Annotated in this window: 18 protein-coding genes; 9 read left to right on the forward strand and 9 right to left on the reverse strand. The window is 68.8% G+C overall.

Features of this window, described 5'->3' with window-relative positions:
- The coding region (locus EV643_RS11795) for an RNA-guided endonuclease InsQ/TnpB family protein (protein ID WP_166665424.1) at window positions 1–614 on the reverse strand (614 nt) is incomplete at its 3' end.
- Window positions 615–718: 104 nt separating this feature from the next.
- Between EV643_RS11795 and EV643_RS11800 the strand changes: the two genes are divergently transcribed.
- A complete protein-coding gene (locus tag EV643_RS11800) occupies window positions 719–1,453 on the forward strand; it encodes an endonuclease/exonuclease/phosphatase family protein (RefSeq protein ID WP_133800070.1) in 735 nt (244 codons plus the stop codon).
- On the opposite strand, the gene EV643_RS11805 is transcribed toward EV643_RS11800, so the two are convergent.
- The gene (locus EV643_RS11805; RefSeq protein ID WP_133800071.1) at window positions 1,422–2,174 is read right to left on the reverse strand and encodes a phytanoyl-CoA dioxygenase family protein; all 753 of its coding nucleotides are present in this window, start codon (window positions 2,172–2,174) and stop codon (window positions 1,422–1,424) included. The genes EV643_RS11800 and EV643_RS11805 overlap by 32 nt on opposite strands.
- Window positions 2,175–2,259: 85 nt before the next feature.
- Between EV643_RS11805 and EV643_RS11810 the strand changes: the two genes are divergently transcribed.
- On the forward strand, window positions 2,260–3,024 hold the full coding sequence (locus EV643_RS11810) for an SDR family oxidoreductase (protein ID WP_133800072.1): 765 nt from the start codon (window positions 2,260–2,262) through the stop codon (window positions 3,022–3,024).
- On the opposite strand, the gene EV643_RS11815 is transcribed toward EV643_RS11810, so the two are convergent.
- Genes EV643_RS11815 through EV643_RS11830 form a run of 4 tightly spaced genes read right to left on the reverse strand, consistent with a single transcriptional unit; the run spans window position 3,021 to window position 6,640 of the window.
- Window positions 3,021–3,770, reverse strand: coding sequence for an enoyl-CoA hydratase-related protein (locus EV643_RS11815; protein WP_370452267.1), 750 nt, complete (start codon window positions 3,768–3,770; stop codon window positions 3,021–3,023). The genes EV643_RS11810 and EV643_RS11815 overlap by 4 nt on opposite strands.
- Before the next feature lie 9 nt (window positions 3,771–3,779).
- On the reverse strand, window positions 3,780–5,021 hold the full coding sequence (locus EV643_RS11820; RefSeq protein ID WP_133800074.1) for an ornithine cyclodeaminase, nickel-pincer nucleotide-dependent: 1,242 nt from the start codon (window positions 5,019–5,021) through the stop codon (window positions 3,780–3,782).
- Between the two features lie 49 nt (window positions 5,022–5,070).
- Window positions 5,071–5,883 (reverse strand): O-antigen ligase family protein, encoded by an 813-nt coding sequence (locus tag EV643_RS11825; protein WP_133800075.1) that lies wholly within the window; start codon window positions 5,881–5,883, stop codon window positions 5,071–5,073.
- Window positions 5,876–6,640: an alpha/beta hydrolase gene (locus tag EV643_RS11830; RefSeq protein ID WP_133800076.1), complete on the reverse strand. Its 765-nt coding sequence runs from the start codon at window positions 6,638–6,640 to the stop codon at window positions 5,876–5,878. The genes EV643_RS11825 and EV643_RS11830 overlap by 8 nt, the downstream gene beginning before the upstream one ends.
- Before the next feature lie 256 nt (window positions 6,641–6,896).
- On the opposite strand from EV643_RS11830, the gene EV643_RS11835 reads away from it, so the two are divergent.
- Genes EV643_RS11835 through EV643_RS11855 form a run of 5 tightly spaced genes read left to right on the forward strand, consistent with a single transcriptional unit; the run spans window position 6,897 to window position 11,571 of the window.
- Window positions 6,897–7,667 (forward strand): lysophospholipid acyltransferase family protein, encoded by a 771-nt coding sequence (locus EV643_RS11835; RefSeq protein ID WP_133800077.1) that lies wholly within the window; start codon window positions 6,897–6,899, stop codon window positions 7,665–7,667.
- A gap of 36 nt (window positions 7,668–7,703) precedes the next feature.
- On the forward strand, window positions 7,704–8,096 hold the full coding sequence (locus EV643_RS11840; protein WP_133800078.1) for a DUF2237 family protein: 393 nt from the start codon (window positions 7,704–7,706) through the stop codon (window positions 8,094–8,096).
- A gap of 54 nt (window positions 8,097–8,150) precedes the next feature.
- On the forward strand, window positions 8,151–9,524 hold the full coding sequence (locus EV643_RS11845) for a class II 3-deoxy-7-phosphoheptulonate synthase (protein WP_238165524.1): 1,374 nt from the start codon (window positions 8,151–8,153) through the stop codon (window positions 9,522–9,524).
- Complete coding sequence (locus EV643_RS11850) at window positions 9,521–10,543, forward strand: threonine aldolase family protein (RefSeq protein ID WP_133800079.1); 1,023 nt, start codon at window positions 9,521–9,523, stop codon at window positions 10,541–10,543. Before EV643_RS11845 ends, EV643_RS11850 begins: the two co-directional genes overlap by 4 nt.
- Window positions 10,544–10,593: 50 nt before the next feature.
- Complete coding sequence (locus EV643_RS11855) at window positions 10,594–11,571, forward strand: ribose-phosphate diphosphokinase (protein ID WP_133800080.1); 978 nt, start codon at window positions 10,594–10,596, stop codon at window positions 11,569–11,571.
- On the opposite strand, the gene EV643_RS11860 is transcribed toward EV643_RS11855, so the two are convergent.
- A complete protein-coding gene (locus tag EV643_RS11860; RefSeq protein WP_238165525.1) occupies window positions 11,568–14,666 on the reverse strand; it encodes a DPP IV N-terminal domain-containing protein in 3,099 nt (1,032 codons plus the stop codon). The two genes, EV643_RS11855 and EV643_RS11860, sit on opposite strands and share 4 nt — an antisense overlap.
- Before the next feature lie 121 nt (window positions 14,667–14,787).
- Here EV643_RS11860 and EV643_RS11865 point away from each other — a divergent pair, with 121 nt between their 5' ends.
- Window positions 14,788–15,315, forward strand: coding sequence for a hypothetical protein (locus tag EV643_RS11865; RefSeq protein ID WP_133800081.1), 528 nt, complete (start codon window positions 14,788–14,790; stop codon window positions 15,313–15,315).
- Window positions 15,316–15,387: 72 nt separating this feature from the next.
- On the forward strand, window positions 15,388–16,455 hold the full coding sequence (locus EV643_RS11870) for a glycoside hydrolase family 172 protein (RefSeq protein ID WP_133800082.1): 1,068 nt from the start codon (window positions 15,388–15,390) through the stop codon (window positions 16,453–16,455).
- A 3-nt stretch (window positions 16,456–16,458) separates the two neighbouring features.
- Here the strand turns inward: EV643_RS11870 and EV643_RS11875 are convergent, their stop codons facing one another.
- Window positions 16,459–17,676, reverse strand: coding sequence for a glycoside hydrolase family 15 protein (locus EV643_RS11875; RefSeq protein WP_133800083.1), 1,218 nt, complete (start codon window positions 17,674–17,676; stop codon window positions 16,459–16,461).
- An 11-nt stretch (window positions 17,677–17,687) separates the two neighbouring features.
- The gene (locus tag EV643_RS11880) at window positions 17,688–18,569 is read right to left on the reverse strand and encodes a DMT family transporter (protein ID WP_133800084.1); all 882 of its coding nucleotides are present in this window, start codon (window positions 18,567–18,569) and stop codon (window positions 17,688–17,690) included.
- Between the last annotated feature and the right edge of the window lie 4 nt (window positions 18,570–18,573).

An 18,573-nucleotide genomic window follows, 5' to 3' on the forward strand; every position in this document is an offset into this window, starting at 1 on the left:
TGTTCGCGGTCCGACAGCCCGGGGCAGGTCAGGAGTTCGCCGTTGGACAGGGCCGCCGAGACGGTGACGCCGCGGTCCACGCCGACGACCTCACCGGTACCGGGTGCGGGGATCGGCTCCGGGATGGCGGCGAACGCGAGGTACCAGCGACCCATCCGGTCGCGGGTGATCCGGTACGACTTCGCGTCGGGAATGGCACGGGACAGCCGGAACCGGACCGAGCCGACCTTGGGCACGTTGACCGCGGCCCACTTGCGGTTCAGCTTGACGATCCGGGACGCCTGGCCGCCGACGATGCGGAACCCCTCGTGCACCCCGGCTTCGCGCCAGGTCGGCCGCCGGTGGGTCCCGGCGTAGAAGTTCTTGACCGCCTGGTCGAAGTCCCGCAGCGCCTGCTGTTGCACGGTCTGCGACCCAGCCCGCAACCACCCGAACGCGGCTCGGGCCTCGGTCAGTTGCCGGGCCTGCTCGACATACCCCGGTGTCGGGCGTTTGTCGGGGGTCCACATCGACCACTGCTCAAGCGCCAGGTTCCACACGTCCCGGGCATGCCGGCATTGCGCCAGCAACGCAGCTTCCTGCGCGGGCGTCGGGTACAGCCGGTATCGGGACATGCCGAGTATCCAATCAGCCGGGACCGACAGTCCCCGATCTCCGAAGGGAGGCAGTCGCGGTTCCTCCCCGCCCTGAAGGACGGGGCTTCCCTGCGACCAATCCGATGAGCGACGGCCCGTCTCTGCGGGTGCTGTCGTACAACGTGCATCGCTGGGGTGACGATCGCGAGGCACTGGCGCGGCTGGTGCGGGCGTGTGCGCCCGATGTGGCGCTCATCCAGGAGGCGCCGACCTGGTGGGGCACTCGCCGGAAGCGCCGCGCGATGGCGGCGAGCTTCGGCCTGCAGTACGTCGCCGCGTCGGCCCGCAACGCGATCTTGGTTGCTGACGGCACCGAACTCGGGGAGACGGTGGGGTTGCGGATCTGGCGGCCCTTCGTGCGGCGACGGTTGCGTTTGATCGCGACTCAGTTGCCGGGTGGCGCGGTGGGGGGTCGGACGACTTTGGGTGGGGTCGAGCTGGCGCTTGTCGTGTGCCACCTTGGCCTGCACATCCGTGGTCGCCAGCATGAGCTGGATCAGGTCCTGCGGGGGTGCAAGTCTTTTGGCCTGCCCTATCTCCTGGTCGGCGACCTCAACGAAGAACCAGGCGGCCCCGTGTGGGACCGCCTGGCCGTTGAGGGTTTGGTGGATCTAGGTGTCGACGCGGGGCCGACGTTCCACTCGGACAACCCGGTCAAGCGGATCGACGGGGCTCATCTCTCACCTGAGCTGAGCGGCCGGATCATCCCGCTGGACTCGGTCGACGGCGTCACCCGCGCCGACCTCGCCGTGGCGTCCGACCACCTACCGATGCTGGTCGAGCTGACTAGTGGCGAAACTCCACGAGCGGATTCGTAACGGCTTCTCGCCAACGTTCCCGGTGACCGGTGGCGTGCAGGCGGTAGTAGACGGTCTCGCGGCGCTCGTCGTTCGCTGTACCGGAGTGTCCGCCGATGTTGTGCCCGAGTAGGTAGTGCGCGAAGAGGACGCTGCCGGCGGGGCCGCTGACCTGGATCTGATCGCCGAGGTCGATCTTCGGGTAGGGGCCGGGACTCATCTCGTCGAGGCGCGTCAGGGCGTCGGCGCCGTGCTCGCGCAGGTACTCGCCGAGGCGCAGATGCGTGCCCGGCCAGACGTGGAGGTTGCCGCGATCGAGCTGCTCGTGATCGGTCAGCCAGATCCCGGTGAGCATCGTGAACGTGCCCGGCGTACCGTCCGGAAGGGTGGGAGTCACGCCGTCCACGTGGGGGCCACCGGGGCGATGCGGCCAGGGTGGAATGGTCACCGCCAGCTGAGCGAAATCCGGCTCGTCGACGCCGAGATCCGGCCGGAGCAGCTGACTCGCCAGCTTGGCGATCCCTGCCTCGTCGTAGAGGTTCAGCAACGGATTGCCGCCGGCCTCGAACCTCGGCCAGAGGAAGTGGAACCCGACGTGGTCCGCCGGCGGCGGCTCCTTGGCCAGCAGCTCCGCCACCACGGCGCGCGCCCTTGTCAGCTGGTTCGCGCCGAGTACGTCCGGCACGACCACGAATCCCTGCTCGCGAAAGGTCGTCCGCATCTCGTCGTTGATCGCCGGCACCACGTCAGTCCACCAACCTCGGCGCGTAGTCGGCAACCGAATAATGCGTTGCGACAGCGGCCATGGTTCACGGCAGGATGGGTGGATGAGCTCAGCTAAGCGACCGGTTGCGTTGGTTACCGGAGTGGGTCGGCGGGTCGGGATCGGGGCGGGTCTGGCTGAGCGGTTGGCGGCGAGTGGGTGGGACGTGGCTTTTACCTACTTCGCTGGGTATGACGACCGGATGCCGTGGGGTCGCGATACGGCCGCGCGGGACGAGATCACCGAGTTGCTGGAGAAGCATGGGGCGCGGGTGGCGGCGGTCGATGCGGACTTCGAGGACACGGCGGCGCCGGCTACGTTGTTCCGGGCGGTCAACGAGGCGCTCGGGCCGGTTCAGGCGTTGGTGATGGCGCACTGCGAGAGCGTGGACAGCGGAATCCTCGACACCTCGATCGAGAGCTTCGACCGGCACTTCGCGGTGAACGCCCGGGCGACCTGGTTGCTGATCAAGGAATTCGCCGGCCAGTACGACGCGCCGTACGGCGACGGGCGGATCATCGCGTTGACCAGTGACCACACTGTCGGCAACCTCCCGTACGGCGCGAGCAAGGGTGCCCTCGATCGGATCACCCTGGCCGCGGCGCGGGACCTGAGTCACCTCGGCATCACCGCGAACGTGATCAACCCCGGCCCGATCGACACCGGCTGGATGACGCCCGAGATCAGGGAGATGCGGATCGCGCAGACCCCGCTCGGCCGGCTCGGGCTGCCCGCCGACACCGCGAACCTGGTCGCCTTCCTCTGCTCACCCGAAGGCGGCTGGATGAACGGCCAACTCCTCTACAGCAACGGCGGCTTCGCGCCCTAGCTCTTCTTGCGATTCAGGAAGGCCAGCATCGCTTGCTGGGCGGCTTCGGAGCCGAAGAGGCCGGCGGACAGTTCTGCGAGGTCCTTGCCTCGGGCATCGATGTCGGCGAGCAGCTCGCGGGTGAGCAGCTTCTTGGTCTCGCGGAGGCCCTGCGGGACACCCTTCAGCAGCGACTTCAGGATGGCGGCGAGGGCGGTGTCGAGTTCGTCCTCGGGTACGGCGCGGGTGACCAGGCCGAGCCGGGCGGCCTCGGCGCCGTCGAAGGTGTCGCCGGTCAGGAACGTGAGCGCGGCGGCGCGGTCGGTGAGCCGAGGGATCACGGTCAGCGAGATCGTCGCCGCCGCGAGGCCCAGGCGGACCTCGGTGAGCGCGTAGGTGGAGGTGTTCGCGGCGATGCTGATGTCGGCGGCCGCGACGATCCCGATCCCGCCGGCCCGGACCGGTCCCGCGACGCGAGCGACCACCGGCTTTGGGTTCGCCACGATCGCCCGCTGTACGTCGACCATCCGCTGCGCGCCGACCCCCATCCCGACGGTCGTCGCCTCGGACAGATCGGCCCCGGAACAGAACACGTCACCCGCCGACCGGATCACGATCACCCGCACCGCGTCGTCCGCACCCGCCGTCTCCAGGTGAGCCAGCAACTCCCCGGTCAGCTGCTGCGACAACGCGTTCTTGTTGTGCGGCGAATCCAGCGTGATCGTCCCCACGCCGTCATCCACCCCGAGGTGCACCAGTTCCGTCATACCCATCTCCTACTTGGTGGAGGCGTAGTCGGGGGCGAGTTCGCGGGCCAGGTGTTCGATGAAGAGGCCTACGTCGGTGACTATGCCTCGGGCTTGGGAGGAGCCGCGGTCGGCGAGTTTGGTGACGGTGGCGGGGTTGATGTCGATGCAGGTGAGCGGGATCGAGGCCGGCAGGATGTTGCCGGTGGCCACCGAGTGGAGCATGGTGGCGGCCATCAGGCAGTAGCCGACACCCGGCAGCTCGGCCCGCATCGCGCGTTGGCCGGCCAGTACGTCGGTGTAGACGTCGGGGAGCGGGCCGTCGTCGCGGACGGAGCCGACCAGGACGAAGGTCTTGCCGTTCTTGACCAGCGAGTGCATCACGCCCGAGGTGAGCACGCCCTGCTCGACGGCGGCCGCGATCGAGCCGGCCTTGCGGATCGTGTTGATCGCGCGGATGTGATGCTCGTGACCGTGTTCGACGCCGCGGCCGCGGGCCAGGTCGACGCCCAGCGAGGTGCCGTACAGGGACGACTCGATGTCGTGTGTGGCGAGCGCGTTGCCGGCGAACAGGATGTCGACGAAACCGGCCTCGACCAGCGCGACCATCGCCGGTGCGGCGCCGGTGTGGACGATGCCGGGGCCGCCGACCCAGAGCACCTTCTGGCCGTTCGCCTTGGCCTCGCGCATACCGTCCGCGACCTGCATGACCAGCACCCGCTGCGGCTTCTCACTGGACACGTCCGAGTCCATGAAGCCGAACGCTTCCTCGGTGTTCGCCACGATCGGCGGTGTGACCTTGACCCCCTGCGCGCTGCTGATGATCCGCATCCCGGCCTTCACGTCGGACATCGGAATCGTCCGAACAGTACTGCCGCCCTCGGCCTCCTCAATCACGAGCCCGCAGTCCATCTCCGGGTTCTGCACCTGGACCCAGTGACCGCCGAGCCGAACGCTGGTCGGCAGGTTCGTGGTCGAGTAGAACCCGTCCGGGAAGACACCGTCCTGGATCACTTCGGAGATCTCCGGCTCGCCCGGGTTGACCAGGTTCGCGCCCTTGGTCTGGATCCGCATCAGCAGCCGCTGCAGCGCCTCCTCGTCCTCGGCGCCGACCGTCATCCGGACTGTGGACGGGTCGTCCTTGTCGTAGCCGAGGTCGAACTTGTCCAGCGTGTACTCGCCGCCGTAGCCGCGGATGTCGTCCAGGACCCGGGACAGCAGCCCGGAGTCCATCAGGTGGCCGGTGATCTCGACCGTCTCGGTGACCTGCACGGGTGCCTCCCTCGAACCAGATTCGTCGGATTGTCCGACGATCGGAACTCTAGACCACGGCCCCGTCGTCCGGGGTGTCGTCCGGTGGAAGACGGTCATTCATCCGGATGACCAGGGTGAGGAAGCCGGCGATGAACGCGACCACGCAGAGCAACTGCAGACGGCTGGAGCCGAAGTCGAGGATCGCGGCCAGGATGAGCACCACCGGGCCGCCGAGCAACCCGAGCCAGGCGGCGCGGCTGATCCAGTCGAGCCGGGGCGCACGGGGTGGTTCCGGCGGGACGAAGTGGTCGTGCGGGTCGTCCTTGCGCCGGGCCGGTGGTGGTTCCTCCGGCGGCTCCTCGTCGGTGTCGCCGACCACCAACCCGGCCGGTACGTCGATGAGCGGTTCGTAGGTCTCGTCCACGTCCTCGGTCGCCGGCCAGCGGGGTACCGGTGGAGCGTCGTGCCCGGGAGCCGACGGCGCGTTGTACTGCTCGACCAGCGACTTCCACTCGGCGTCCTCGGTGCTGCGGTCGATCACCCCGCGCGCCGCCTCCACCGACCCGGAGTCCACGAAGATCTCCTCGAACCCCACCGGGATCTGCTGGACCGGCTCGTCCGCCTTGGCCGGCGCCTCGGCCTTCGCCGGTCCCTCGGACTCGGCGGCCGCCGGATCCGGGGAGGCGTCGGCAGTCGGGTCCGGCGCGGTCTCCGCCGGGCGCCCGGGTGTGGGCTCGCCCGACGGATCGGACTCGCCCGGCGGAGCGCAGTACGCCGCGATGCCGGCCTCGGCCAATGCGGCCAGGACCGGGTCGGCGACGAGGGGATCGATACCGCCCATCGACGTGTACGCCGGGGCGGTCAGGCCGTTGTCACGCATCGGCCGTGATCCGTCGGATGAAGGCGGTCGAGTCCGCGAAGATCCGCGGTGCGTCGTTGTCCAGAGTTGCCACGTGATAGCTGTCCTCGAGCAGGGTCTCGGTCACATCGCGGGACGAGATCCTGGCCAGCACCGTCCGGCCCGAACTCGGCTCCACCACGTGATCGACAGTACTGCGGAACATCAGCAGCGGCTGTGTGACCTTGGCCAGATCGTCGCGGGTGATCTTCCACAGCAACGACAACTGGTACAGCGCGCGCAGCGGCATCCGGTCGTACGCGCCCTCGTCGACACCGGGCTTCTTGATGTCGTTCGCGATCCCCGGGAACGACGGGAGCACCCGCTGCAGCACCGGCAGCACCGCGAGCCGCTTGTCGTCGGTCTGCACGGATGGGTTGACCAGGACCACGCCGGAAACGTCCGCGCCGTGCTCCTCGGCCATCCGCAACACCAGGCAGCCGCCCATCGACAGGCCGGCCAGGAAGACCTGGTCGTGCTCTTTGCGGAGCCGCTCCAGCTCGTTGTCGAGTACGGCGTACCAGTCCTGCCAGGTGGTCTTGTTCGCCTCCCGCCAATGCGTGCCGTGGCCGGGCAGCCGGGGTACGGCGACGCCGAAGCCCTCGGCCGTCAGGTGCTCGGCGAACGGGCGCATCGCCTTGGGCGATCCGGTGAAGCCGTGGGACAGCAGTACTCCGGTGGCGGCTTCGGGGCCGTGGCCGGGACTGCGGAACTCCTCGGCGTGGGCTTGCACTGGCACAGGTCGCTCCTCGGCGTTCGCGTGTTTCCGAGCTAATGGTCGCAGCCGGACGGCCCCCCGCCCAGACCGCTTCGGGTGCGTGACAGATATCGCATCCAGTCTGCAATCACAGATCAACACAGAGTGCAACTCCAGAATCCCTGGCGGTGACATTGCCTGAGGAGGAAGCTGGAACGTAGTGTCCTCCCCGGCGGTGCCTGCCACCGTCTTGCGCGGGACATACTGGGCATGGCCGAGCGGCGGAGGTGAAGGGCGCGTGTTGTACCTGTTCCTCAGACGATTTTTCGTCGCCCCGCTGGTGAAGTTGTTGTTCCGGCCCAAGGTCACCGGACTGGAGAACATTCCCGACGACGGACCGGCCCTGCTGGTGAGCAACCACCTGGCCTTCTGCGACTCGATCTTCCTGCCGGTCGCCGTACCGCGGCAGATCGTCTTCCCGGCCAAATCGGAGTACTTCACCGGTCCCGGGCTGAAGGGCAAGCTGGTCGCGACCTTCTTCCGGTCCGTCGGGCAGATCCCGATCGACCGGTCCGGCGGGCGCGCCTCGCTGGCCGCGCTGAACACCGGCCTGGAGATCCTCGGCAAGGGCGAGCTGTTCGGCATCTACCCCGAGGGCACCCGGTCACCCGACGGCCGGCTCTACAAGGGCAAGACCGGGGTCGCGCGGATGGCGATCGTGGCCGGCGTACCGGTCATCCCGGTCGCGATGATCGACACCGAGAAGCTGCAGCCGCCGGGCACGATGAAGCCGCGATGGCTGGTCCGTGAGCCGGGTCGCCGGCTGCCGCGGCTGATCCGCCCCGGCGTCGCGATCGGCAAACCGCTCGACTTCTCCCGCTACGAGGGAATGGAGAAGGACCGGTTCGTCCTCCGCTCGGTCACCGACGAGATCATGTACGCGCTGATGGGGCTGTCCGGCCAGGAGTACGTCGACATGTACGCCGACAGGGCCAAGGAACTGATCAAGGCCGGCGAAAAGGTCGACGACCATCTCAAACCCCGCCTCGACGACACCAAGGCCTCCTGACCTTGTACTACGCCCCGCCGGGGTGAAGATGTCCTGGTGGAGAGCGAACTGAACGTGCTCGGGGAACCGCTGGAGGAGTGCGGTACGGATCCGGTGACCGGGTTCTTCCGCAACGGGTGCTGCAACACCGGACCGGAGGACCTCGGCAGCCACACGGTCTGCGCGGTGATGACGGCCCAGTTCCTGGCTCACCAGCAGTCGGTTGGCAACGACCTGGTCACCCCGAGACCGGAGTACGACTTCGCCGGCCTCCACCCCGGCGACCGCTGGTGCGTAGTCGCCGTCCGCTGGCTCCAGGCCTACCACGACGGCGCCGCGGCCCCCGTAGTACTGGCCGCCACCAACGCCCGTTCCCTGGACACCATCCCACTCGAGGTCCTCCGCGAACACGCGGTGGACGTCCCACCGGACCTGAGCTCCATCACCTGACGGCTGGGTGAGACGGGCGGGCGGGGGCTGGAGGCGCTCGAATAAGGTGGGGGTATGCAATTTGCGACGTTGAGCGCGGGGGTTGTGCCGGGGGTGCCGGGGCTGGACGAGTTGCGGGCGTTGAAGCCGCTGCAGCAGCCGGAGTGGCCGGACTCGGAGGCGCTGGAGCAGGTGATCGGGCAGCTGCGGAGCCTGCCGCCGCTGGTGTTCGCCGGTGAGTGCGACGACCTGACCACGAAGATCGGGGCCGTCACGCGCGGTGAGGCGTTCATCCTGCAGGGCGGCGACTGCGCGGAGACGTTCGACGGGGTGACCGCCGAGAACATCCGGGCCAAGCTCCGGGTGCTGCTCCAGATGGCCGTCGTGCTCCAGTACGCCGCGAGCGTGCCCGTCGTGAAGGTCGGCCGGATCGCGGGGCAATACGCGAAACCCCGCAGCTCCGGCGAGGAGACCCGCGACGGGGTCACCCTGCCGTCGTACCGGGGTGACGCGGTCAACGGGCTGGACTTCACCCCCGAGGCCCGTATCCCGGACCCGCAGCGGCTGCGTGGCGTCTACAACGCGGCCGCCGCGACGCTCAACCTGACTCGTGCGTTCACGACCGGTGGGTACGCCGACCTGCACCAGGTGCACGCCTGGAACACCGACTTCGTGAAGTCCTCGCCGGTCGGGCAGAAGTACGAGCGGCTGGCCACCGAGATCGAGCGGGCCCTCGCCTTCATGCGCGCCGCCGGGGTCGCCTCGGACGAGATCAAGACCGTCGACTTCTACGCGTCGCACGAGGCCCTGATCCTGGAGTACGAACACGCACTGACCCGGATCGACTCCCGCACCGAGCTCCCGTACGACGTGTCCGGGCACCTGCTCTGGGTGGGGGAGCGGACCCGTCAGCTGGACGGTGCGCACGTGGAGTTCCTGGCCTCGCTGAGCAACCCGATCGGCGTGAAGATCGGGCCGACCACGACGCCGGAGTACATCAAGGCCCTGATCGACAAGCTGAACCCGAAGGGGATCGAGGGGCGGCTGACGTTCATCACCCGGATGGGTGCGGGCAAGATCCGGGAGGCGCTGCCGCCGCTGCTGGAGGCGGTCCGGGACCACGGGTCGCCGATCGCGTGGGTGTGCGACCCGATGCACGGCAACACCTTCGAGACGCCGAACGGCTACAAGACCCGCAACTTCGAGGACGTCATGCACGAGGTGCAGGGCTTCTTCGACGCGCACGAGCAGGTCGGCACCTGGCCGGGCGGCATGCACATCGAGCTGACCGGCGACGACGTCACCGAGTGCCTCGGCGGCGGTGAGGAACTGGTCGCCGAGGACCTGGTCAACCGGTACGAGACGGCCTGCGACCCGCGGCTGAACCGGCACCAGTCGCTCGAGCTCGCGTTCCTGGTCGCCGAGCGTCTGCACAGCGCACGGGCATGATCGATCTCCGGTCGGACACCGTCACTCGTCCGTCGGCCGGGATGCTCGCGGCGATGACGAGCGCGCCGGTCGGCGATGACGTGTACGGCGAGGACCCGACGGTCACCGAGCTCGAGGAGACGGTCGCCGGCCTGCTCGGGCACGAGGCCGGCCTGTTCACGGTGTCGGGTTCGCTCGCCAACATCCTCGGCGTACGGGCTCTCTCGGCGCCCGGCACGGAGGTGCTCTGCGAGGCGAGCGCGCACATCGCCCGGGCCGAACTCGGCGCGCACGCCGCCGTCTCCGGCATCACCACGCGGACCTGGAGCGCACCGGCCGGCCAGATCGACCTCGCCCAGATCCGCGCGCTGATCTCCGCCGACCTCGGCCCGTACTTCGTGCGCACGGCCGCCGTGTCCGTCGAGAACACGCACAACTTCGGCGGCGGTTCGATCCAGCGCTCGTACGACGTACTCGCGGACGAGCTGGACGCGATCGGCCTCCCGCTGCACCTGGACGGCGCACGCCTGTGGAACGCGTCGGTGGCGTCCGGCGTACCGGTGTCCGCGTATGCATCCCGGGCCGCGGCGGCCAGCGTCTGTCTGTCGAAGGGATTGGGCGCACCCGTCGGCTCGGTCCTCGTCGGCTCGACCGAGCTCATCCGGGAGGCACGAGTCTGGCGCAAACGCCTCGGCGCCGGCTGGCGTCAAGCGGGCGTCCTCGCCGCGGCCGGCCTCTACGCGCTGCAGCACAACGTCGACCGCCTGGCCGAGGACCACGCCAACGCCCGCTTGATCGCGGAGATCCTCGCCGACGCGGCCCCCGGCTCGGTCAAACCCGACCAGGTCGACACCAACATCGTCGTCGCCGACCTCGCAGCGACCGGCAAGTCGGTCCCCGAGGTGGTCGAGGCGGCTCGTACGGAAGGCATCCTGGTCGGCGGCGTAGGCCCCACCCAGCTGAGGTTGGTCACCCACCTGGACGTCTCAACATCCGGTTGCCGTCGTGCCGGTGAAGTGGTGGCTGGTCTGCTCCGCTGATCTCACCAGTTAGGCTTTCGGTGTCGTGGTTGCTGCGTTCGGGGAGAGCCGTGCGAGAGATCGTCGTGTTCAGCGGAAGTGCCCATACCGCGCTGGCGGAGCAGATCTGTGCCGATCTCGGCGTGGAGTTGTCGCCGGTGGAGATCCATCGGTTCAGCAACGATTGCCTGCAGGTTCAGTTGCAGGCGAACTGCCGGCAGCGGGACGTGTACATCATCCAGCCGCTGGTGCCGCCGACCCAGGAGCACCTGATGGAGCTGCTGCTGATGATCGACGCGGCCCGCGGCGCCTCGGCGGCCCAGATCACCGCGGTCATGCCGCACTACGCCTACGCGCGGTCCGACAAGAAGGACGCCTCCCGGATCTCGATCGGCGGCCGCCTGGTCGCCGATCTGCTGGTCGCAGCCGGCGTGGACCGCGTGCTGACGATGGCCTTGCACGCTCCGCAGGTGCACGGGTTCTTCTCGGTACCGGTCGACCATCTGACCGCGATCGGGGTGCTCGCCGAACACTTCAGTACGGCGGACGTCCGCAACACCGTGGTCGTCAGCCCCGACCTGGGCAACGCGAAGACCGCGACCCAGTTCGCCCGGTTGCTCGGTCTGCCGGTCGCGGCGGGCAGCAAGCAGCGGCTGGCCGACGACAAGGTGGTGATCGACGCGATCGTCGGTGATGTCGTCGGCAAGCGGGCGATCGTGCTCGACGACGAGATCGCCACCGGCGGCTCGATCATCGAGCTGCTGGACCGGCTGAAGGACTTCGGCTGCACCGAGGCCGCGGTCGCCTGCACGCACGGGTTGTTCGCCGGGCCCGCGGTCGAGCGGCTCCGCACGCACCCGTCCATCACCGAGGTGATCAGCACCGACACCGTCCCGCGCCCGCCCGGTTTCCCGGAGCTCAAGGTGCGGTCGGTCTCACCGCTGTTCGCCGAGGCGATCAAACGCATCCACTACGGCGAATCGGTCAGCAGCCTCTTCGACGGCGTCGACCCGACCCACGCCCCGCCACAGCCGAAGCTCCCCTTCTAGCCTTCGCAGCAGGCCCGGTGCAGCCACTCGGGCTCATGCCACCAGTACGCCGCGTCGTGGGCGTGCGCCTGATCCCTACGCAGCGGCGCCGGACCCGCCGCGGCCTTTGTAGTGCTCTCGAATGGCCCCAGCAACTCGTCGACCGTGTGCAACCTCCCAGCGATCATTACCTGCTGTACTGCGGCCGCGTGCTTGATGTCCGCGAGCGGATTCCCGCGGACGAACGCCAGATCGGCCTGCGCACCGGGTTTGATGACCCCGATCTTGTCCTCCAGGTTCAGCCACTTCGCCGGATTCCGGGTCGCCGTGCTCAGCGCTTCGTACGGCGTGAATCCGCCGCCGACCATCGCCCGCAGGTTCGCGTGCAGCGACACAGCGATGTTGTCCAACGGAGTGTCCGTACCGGAGATCACCAGGCCGCCACCCCGATGGATCCGCAGCACCATGTCGACGTTGCCCCGCAGCAGTTCGCGAGTCGTCACCCCGGCCGGCCCGGACGCGGTGTTCACCTCGGCCTGGAGGGCGGCGTACTCCCAGGCCGGGAAGAGCGTCGTCGTCCGTCGGTCGGTGACCAGGGACGGATCGTCGACGTGCGCCATCGTCGAGTTGAACAAGGTCGGCGTGACGGACATCCCGGACTTGGTGAACAGCGTGATCACATCTGCATAGGCGCGGCCGAGCCGGCTCACCGTGTGCGAGTAGCCGAGCCGGTTGGTCGCGCCGGTGTGCTCCATCCCGTCCATGCCGAGGTTCTCGGCCGGGTAGAGGTAGTGCGACGACAGTTGCAGGCCGAGCCGGTGGACTGCGGCGATCGCGCGCCGCTGGTATTCGACCGGCAACCGCACATAGGTCTTCACCAAGTCGTACGCGAGCCCCTCGACCCGGTCGATCTCCAGTTCGAGCTGTCGCAGCGACAAGGTCGGCCGCATGAAGTTGTAGTAGACCCGCGATCCGTCGATCGCCTCGCCCGTCGCGAAGTACCGCGGTCCGAGGAGCGACCCATGTGCGAGGGCTTCGCGCGTCTCCTGCATCTGGTAAACCGGGTCGCCGGGAGACCGCGTGGTCGTGATCCCGAACGCGAGCCATAGGTTGCCCTGCCGCGCACCCCACGCTCGTCCGCGCAGATGCCAGTGGTTGTGCGCGTCGATTAGCCCCGGCATCACCGTCAGCCCGGACGCGTCGATGTCGGCATCACCCTGGTGCGGCCGGACCGCTGCGATCTTCGACCCGTCCAGTACGACGTCCACGTCGTGCCGCAGTTCCTCGGCCCGCCCGTCCCACAGGGCGGAGGCGTGGATCGTGACGTGCTGGTTCACCGTCGCGCGTTGCCAAGTGAGATCGAGCGGCACGGTCCGCGGACGGGATCCGGCGAGATCCGTACGACGCAGCTTGCCGTTGCTGAGGTAAAGCAACGTCCGCTCGTCCTGCCAGACAGGCGAATCGGTCACCTCTGACGTGATCGCTTTCGGGTCCCCGACGTACCGACCACGGGCGTCCACCGGTACGACGTACAGTAGGCTCTCGACGACGAAGGCGAGCCACTTGCCGTCGGGGGAGAACACCGGTCCGTCATCGCCGCGCGTTGCGAGTGACCGGAATGGCATGGGCTCGACGTACTCGAACGCGGTGCTCGCGACATCGACGTACAGGAGCTGGCTGGTGCCTTCGCGGAACCGCCTGGAGAATGGCTTGACCGCGGCCAGCACGATCGTCTTGCCGTCGGCCGACCAGCTGACCCGGCCGGGCTGGAACAACGTCGGCGTGAGCTGGCGGACCTGGTTGGTGGCGAGGTCGAGGACCCAGGCGATGCCGTCCTGGTCCTGGTACGCGACCTGCTTGCCGTCCGGGGAGAACCGCGGTGCGGTCTGGGCCCCGGGCAACGAAGAGAGCTTGCTGTCGGCACCGGTCGCGAGATCGTGCAACCAGAGATCCGCAGTACCGTCCCGGTCGCTTGCGTAGAGCAACTTCTCGCCGTCGGGGGAGAAGTCCGGGTCGGAGTTGAAGTAGCCGTCGGCAACGATCTTCCGGGGTCGGCCGCGCCCGTCGGTATTCGCGAGCCAGAGGGCGTTCAGAGCCCGGAAGGCGACCAGCCGGCCGTCGGGGGACACGGTCGGGCCGGCGATGCCGAGTACGGGCCGGCGTTTGGTGGATTCCAGATCCGGCGCCTTCGGTCGCGGTCGGCGCGACGTGACGGGAACGCTTGCGGTGAAGGGGATTGCTTGATGTACGCCGCCCAGTTCGTGTTTCATCACGTGCCCGTCGGCGGTGTAGTAGAGCGTCGTGGCGGATGCCCATGACGGCGGTACTGCGAAGACGTCCTTGCCGCTCGTGACGGCCTGATCGCCGACCACCAGATTGCAGACCGGTCCGGCCAGCCGTACGTAGGCCAGCTGGCCCGCGGGGGAGTACGCCGGACCGTAGACGCTGCTGCCGGTCTGAGCCGGTACTGCGGTACGCCGCTGGCCCGTCGTCAGGTCGAGCTCCACGATCGACGAGGCGTCCACGGTGAACGCGATCTTGGTGCCGTCCGGCGAGAACGCAGGCTCGGCCTCCTCGGTCGGGTCGTCGGTGAGCGCGACGATGCTGCCGGTGGACAGGTCGAGCCGGTGGATGCCGTAGCTGCCGGAGCTGCCGCGATCGGACGAGAACACGACCGACCGGCCGTCGGGGGAGAAGTGCGGTTCGCGGTGGTCGTACCGGCCGGTGGTGAGCTGGCGGAGCCCGGTGCCGTCGGGGCGGATCGTCCACAGGTGGAAGTTGCCATCGCGGTATGACTGGAAGACGAGCTGCGATCCGTTGGCGGACCAGCGCGGGCGGGTGGCGTCCTGCAGATCGTCGGTGAGCCGCCGGGACCGTCCACCTGCGGCCGGCGTCACCCAGATCGCGGTGACCAGATCAAACGCGAGCCAGTTCCCGTCCGGCGACACCGCAACCATGAAGTTGGTGCCCTCGGTGAGAGTGGCTTCGTTGGCGCTACCGACCTCCCCGGCGGCGGCGCTGACTGCCGGCAGGGAGCCGGCGGCGGCGATACCGCCCGTCAGTTGCAGCGCGGTGCGACGCGAGAAGCTCCATGGTCTAGGCGTATCTGAGTTCACAGCTCGTCTTCCAATCCTTCGGGGGCGGGGGCGGCAGTTCGGACACCAATTTGCCAGGAGTGTCGGCAATAAATGGCCCTGAACGGCGTGGCGAAACAGGCTCGCAATATCGTCTGGGGTCATGACTTCTGTCTCTCCGCGGGCCCGGGCGGGTCTTGCTGCTCTTGGCTGCCTGGTGATCGCGATCGTCGCAGCGCTCGCGGTCGACGTCCGACTCGACCGGCACTGGGTGCTGCGCGGGCTCACCTTGCTGCTCGCTCTCGGGTGCGCCGCCGTACTCGCGGTCGACCAGGGCAGGCGGGCCCGGCAGATCATCGGGGTCGTCGGGATGCTGATGTTCGGCCTGGTGTTCCCGGTAACGACGACCACGTGGGCGACCCCGCCGGAGATCGACTTCGCCCTGGCGGTCGCCACCGATGCCGAGGCCGCTGCCTTCAAGGACGCCCGCAGCGTGGTCCTCCCTGGCGACGTCCGTGCCGCGGCCGAGGCTCGAGGCGGAGCGGTCGGCACCCTCAAGACCGACCGCACCCCCGAGGTCCGAGGCGCCGACTCCTTCCCGGTGATCGTCCGCCCCACGCCCAGCCAGGGCCGCCCCCGAGCCTGCATCACCTTCGAGAACGGCTTCGACGCCAAGGTCCGCCCCTGCTAGGCGAGGCCGCTGGATGCCCACAACCTCGCAGCACGGTTCCTGGGAAATCGATTTCTTGCTAGGGTCGCGGGCATGACTCTTGGGAAGCTGACCGGAATCAGTGCGATCGCGGAGGTCGAGTCGCGGTCCATCAGTGCCGAGAACCCGACCGGCGAGCGCGGCCAGGGCGGACGTCGTACGGAGGGGACCGGTGCCAGGGCCGCGCGGGACCTCGGGGTCGGGTGGAAGGTGTCGCCGTCGATCGAGATCGCGGCCGGCGAGACCGTCACGCTGGCGGATATCGCCGGGCCCGGCTGCATCACTCACATCTGGCTCACCACCCACGTGGACCACTGGCGCCGGCTCGTCCTGCGGGCCCACTGGGACGGTGACGACGCGCCCGCGATCGAGACGCCGGTCGGGGACTTCTTCTGCTCGGGGTGGGGCCGGTTCGCGCAGGTCAACTCGCTCCCGGTCGCGGTGAACCCGAACGGCGGTTTCAACTCCTACTGGGAGATGCCGTTCCGCTCGCAGGCGCGGATCACGCTGGAGAACACCCACGACGAGCCCGTGATCGTTTACTTCCAGATCGACTACTGGCTGGGCGCGGTCGCGGAGGAGTCGGCGTACCTGCGCACGCAGTGGCGGCGCAGCAACCCGCTCCCGGCCAAGACCGTGCACACCCTGCTCGACGGCGTCGAGGGCCCCGGCCACTACGTCGGCACCTACCTCGCGTGGGGCGTCAACAGCACCGGCTGGTGGGGTGAGGGTGAGGTGAAGTTCTACCTGGACGACGACGAGGAGTTCCCGACCATCTGCGGTACCGGTACCGAGGACTACTTCGGCGGCGCCTGGAACTTCGACGTTCCAGGAGGTGGGTACACCGAGTTCAGTACGCCGTACCTCGGCATGCCACAGGTGATCCGTCCCGACGGCCTGTATGCGAGCCAGCAACGGTTCGGCATGTACCGCTTCCACCTGCCCGACCCGATCCGCTTCCGCACCCGCCTCCGCGTCGACGTCCAGGCCCTCGGCTGGCGTTCCGGCGGCCGCTACCTCCCACTCCAGGACGACATCAGCTCCACCGCCTTCTTCTACTCCACCCGGACCAGCACCAACCGCCCCGAAGCCCCCACCCACGACACGATCGAGATCTGCTGACCGTCAAGGAATGGGCAGCGGGCGATCGAGTGCGGCCGTGGTGAGGACGACGAGGGCCGAGGTCCAGCCGAGCGGGGCCTCGCCGGCCGGTTGAAGGTCGCGGTTGACCTTCTCCGGGATGGCGCCGGACGGGGTCCGATGGGTATCGATCCAGTGGAGCAGCTCGGTCGCGGTCTCGCGGTCCCCACGGGCCGCGGCGCTGAGCGCGAAGAGGACGGTCTGCGGGGTCCAGGCAACTCCGTCAGCCCGCCACTCCTCGCCCGGTGTCACACCGCCGTTCGGTTGAGTCAGTACTGCGTGCGCTCGGTTGATCGCCGCTGTCGTCTGCGGCTTCTCCGGGGCGAAAGGCGGACCGAGCACCGCGACGATCGCGTCCGCTCCGCCGCCGATCCCGGTGCCTGCGCGGCCGGGAGTGCGGGGGTAGTCAGGACCGAAGGCACGATCGGTGGCGGTCGACAGGCGGGACAAGGCGTCTTGCCAGCGGGGCAGTTCGGTGGTGCGACCAAGCGACTGCGCGATCGCGACGGCGGAACGAAGGCCGGTCAGCAACGGGGCGATGGTGCCGAGGGTGACCTCGGATTCGGGGCGCTCCCAGTAGTCGGGGGAGGGGGCGGGCAGGCCGTCGGGTCCGAGTTCGGCGACGATCTGGTCGGCGGACTCCTGCACCATCGGCCAGTACCGGTTGAGATCGAGGCCGGCCGAGGCGCAGAACCAGGTTGCCCAGAGCACCCAACCGGAACCGTCGAGCTGATCCTCCCGGCCGTCCTGTGGGATGGCGCCCGTGTCGGCGAAGTACCGCGCCGCCCAGCGTCCCGACGACGGCCTGACCCGGTCGAGGAACCCCAGTACCTTGGCGGCCTCGGCGTACTGGCCGATCGAGCAGCGGGCGGCGGCGACGAACGACGCGTCGCGCGGCCAGACGAAGCGCCATGGCCCGTCCCACCCGGCCAAGGTCCCGCCGTTCGGGAGGGTGAGGGCGTCGAGGTCCGCGAGAGCGTGCCGCGCCAGGTCCGCGAAGGCGCAGTCCGTCGTACTCAAGGTGGAGCCCGGGCAGGTGCCCGTTGTGGTGGGCAACGGACGGCCGGGGATGCCGTCGGCGACGAGCTGCGGTTGTGGATTGCGGCGCACGTTGGACGCCGTACCGGCCGCCAGGAACGCCAGCAGGACCACGATCACGACGGCCGGAAACCACCGGATCCGTCGCGCACCGTCGTCCCGCATGGCACCTCCCCTTACTGGGCGAGGTGCTGGACCTCGGCCTCGAACTTCCGTCGCGGCGCCAGCTCGACCAGGTACATCGCACTGACCACCAACGCACCGCCGATCAGCAGCCGCCCCGTCACACTGTCCGACCCGAACAGTACGGCGAACGCGGACGCGAACACCGGCTCCATCGTCATCGCGATCGCCGCCCGCGTCGGGGTCAGATGGGCCTGTGCCCAAGTCTGCACGATCAACGCGAGCGCACCCGCGATCAAGGCCATGTAGACCACCCGAACCCAGTCCCCACCGTTGTCCGGTACGGCGAAACCACCCGGCACCGCCCCGATCGCGCACACCGCCGTGATCACGATCATCTGCAACGACGAGAGCCCGAAGGCGTTCGACGGTGTCGACCACGCGCCGAGCCCGATGATGTGCAACGCATACAGGCCCGCGGACGCCAACGTCAGCAGCTCACCCGTCCCCAGGCTGAGCCCGCGCAGCGAGAGGACGCCGAGCCCGATCGTGGCGAGCGTCACGGCGATCCAGGCCCAGCGGCCGATCTTGTGCCTCAGGATCACGGCGGCCAGCAGCGGCGTGAACACGACGTACATGCCGGTGACGAAACCGGACACACTCGCCGACGTGTGCCGCAGGCCTTCGGTCTGGACGAGTTGGGCGACCCCGTAGGTGATGCCGAGGGCAACACCCCGGCCGCGATCGAGCCGGCTCAGCCTCGCCATCGCGGGCGGGTGGACCATGATCAGCACGACCGAGGCGATCAGGAAGCGCAACGCCAGGTAGTCGGCGACGTCCATCCGGGTGAGCAGATCCTTGGTCAGGAAGAACGTCGATCCCCACGCCGCCGCCACCGCGAGCAGGGCCAGAACAGCGATGCGCGGGTGATTCACCGGC

Source organism: Kribbella caucasensis, from assembly GCF_004361855.1.
GTDB lineage: Bacteria > Actinomycetota > Actinomycetes > Propionibacteriales > Kribbellaceae > Kribbella > Kribbella caucasensis.

Excerpts from the sequence above, each read along its gene's own strand:
- EV643_RS11845 (WP_238165524.1), top strand. The coding sequence starts at position 8,151 with ATGCAATTTGCGACGTTGAGCGCGGGGGTTGTGCCGGGGGTGCCGGGG.
- EV643_RS11870 (WP_133800082.1), top strand. The coding sequence starts at position 15,388 with ATGACTCTTGGGAAGCTGACCGGAATCAGTGCGATCGCGGAGGTCGAG.
- EV643_RS11850 (WP_133800079.1), top strand. The coding sequence starts at position 9,521 with ATGATCGATCTCCGGTCGGACACCGTCACTCGTCCGTCGGCCGGGATG.
- EV643_RS11865 (WP_133800081.1), top strand. The coding sequence starts at position 14,788 with ATGACTTCTGTCTCTCCGCGGGCCCGGGCGGGTCTTGCTGCTCTTGGC.
- EV643_RS11825 (WP_133800075.1), bottom strand. The coding sequence starts at position 5,883 with ATGCGTGACAACGGCCTGACCGCCCCGGCGTACACGTCGATGGGCGGT.
- EV643_RS11875 (WP_133800083.1), bottom strand. The coding sequence starts at position 17,676 with ATGCGGGACGACGGTGCGCGACGGATCCGGTGGTTTCCGGCCGTCGTG.
- EV643_RS11810 (WP_133800072.1), top strand. The coding sequence starts at position 2,260 with ATGAGCTCAGCTAAGCGACCGGTTGCGTTGGTTACCGGAGTGGGTCGG.
- EV643_RS11800 (WP_133800070.1), top strand. The coding sequence starts at position 719 with ATGAGCGACGGCCCGTCTCTGCGGGTGCTGTCGTACAACGTGCATCGC.
- EV643_RS11815 (WP_370452267.1), bottom strand. The coding sequence starts at position 3,770 with ATGACGGAACTGGTGCACCTCGGGGTGGATGACGGCGTGGGGACGATC.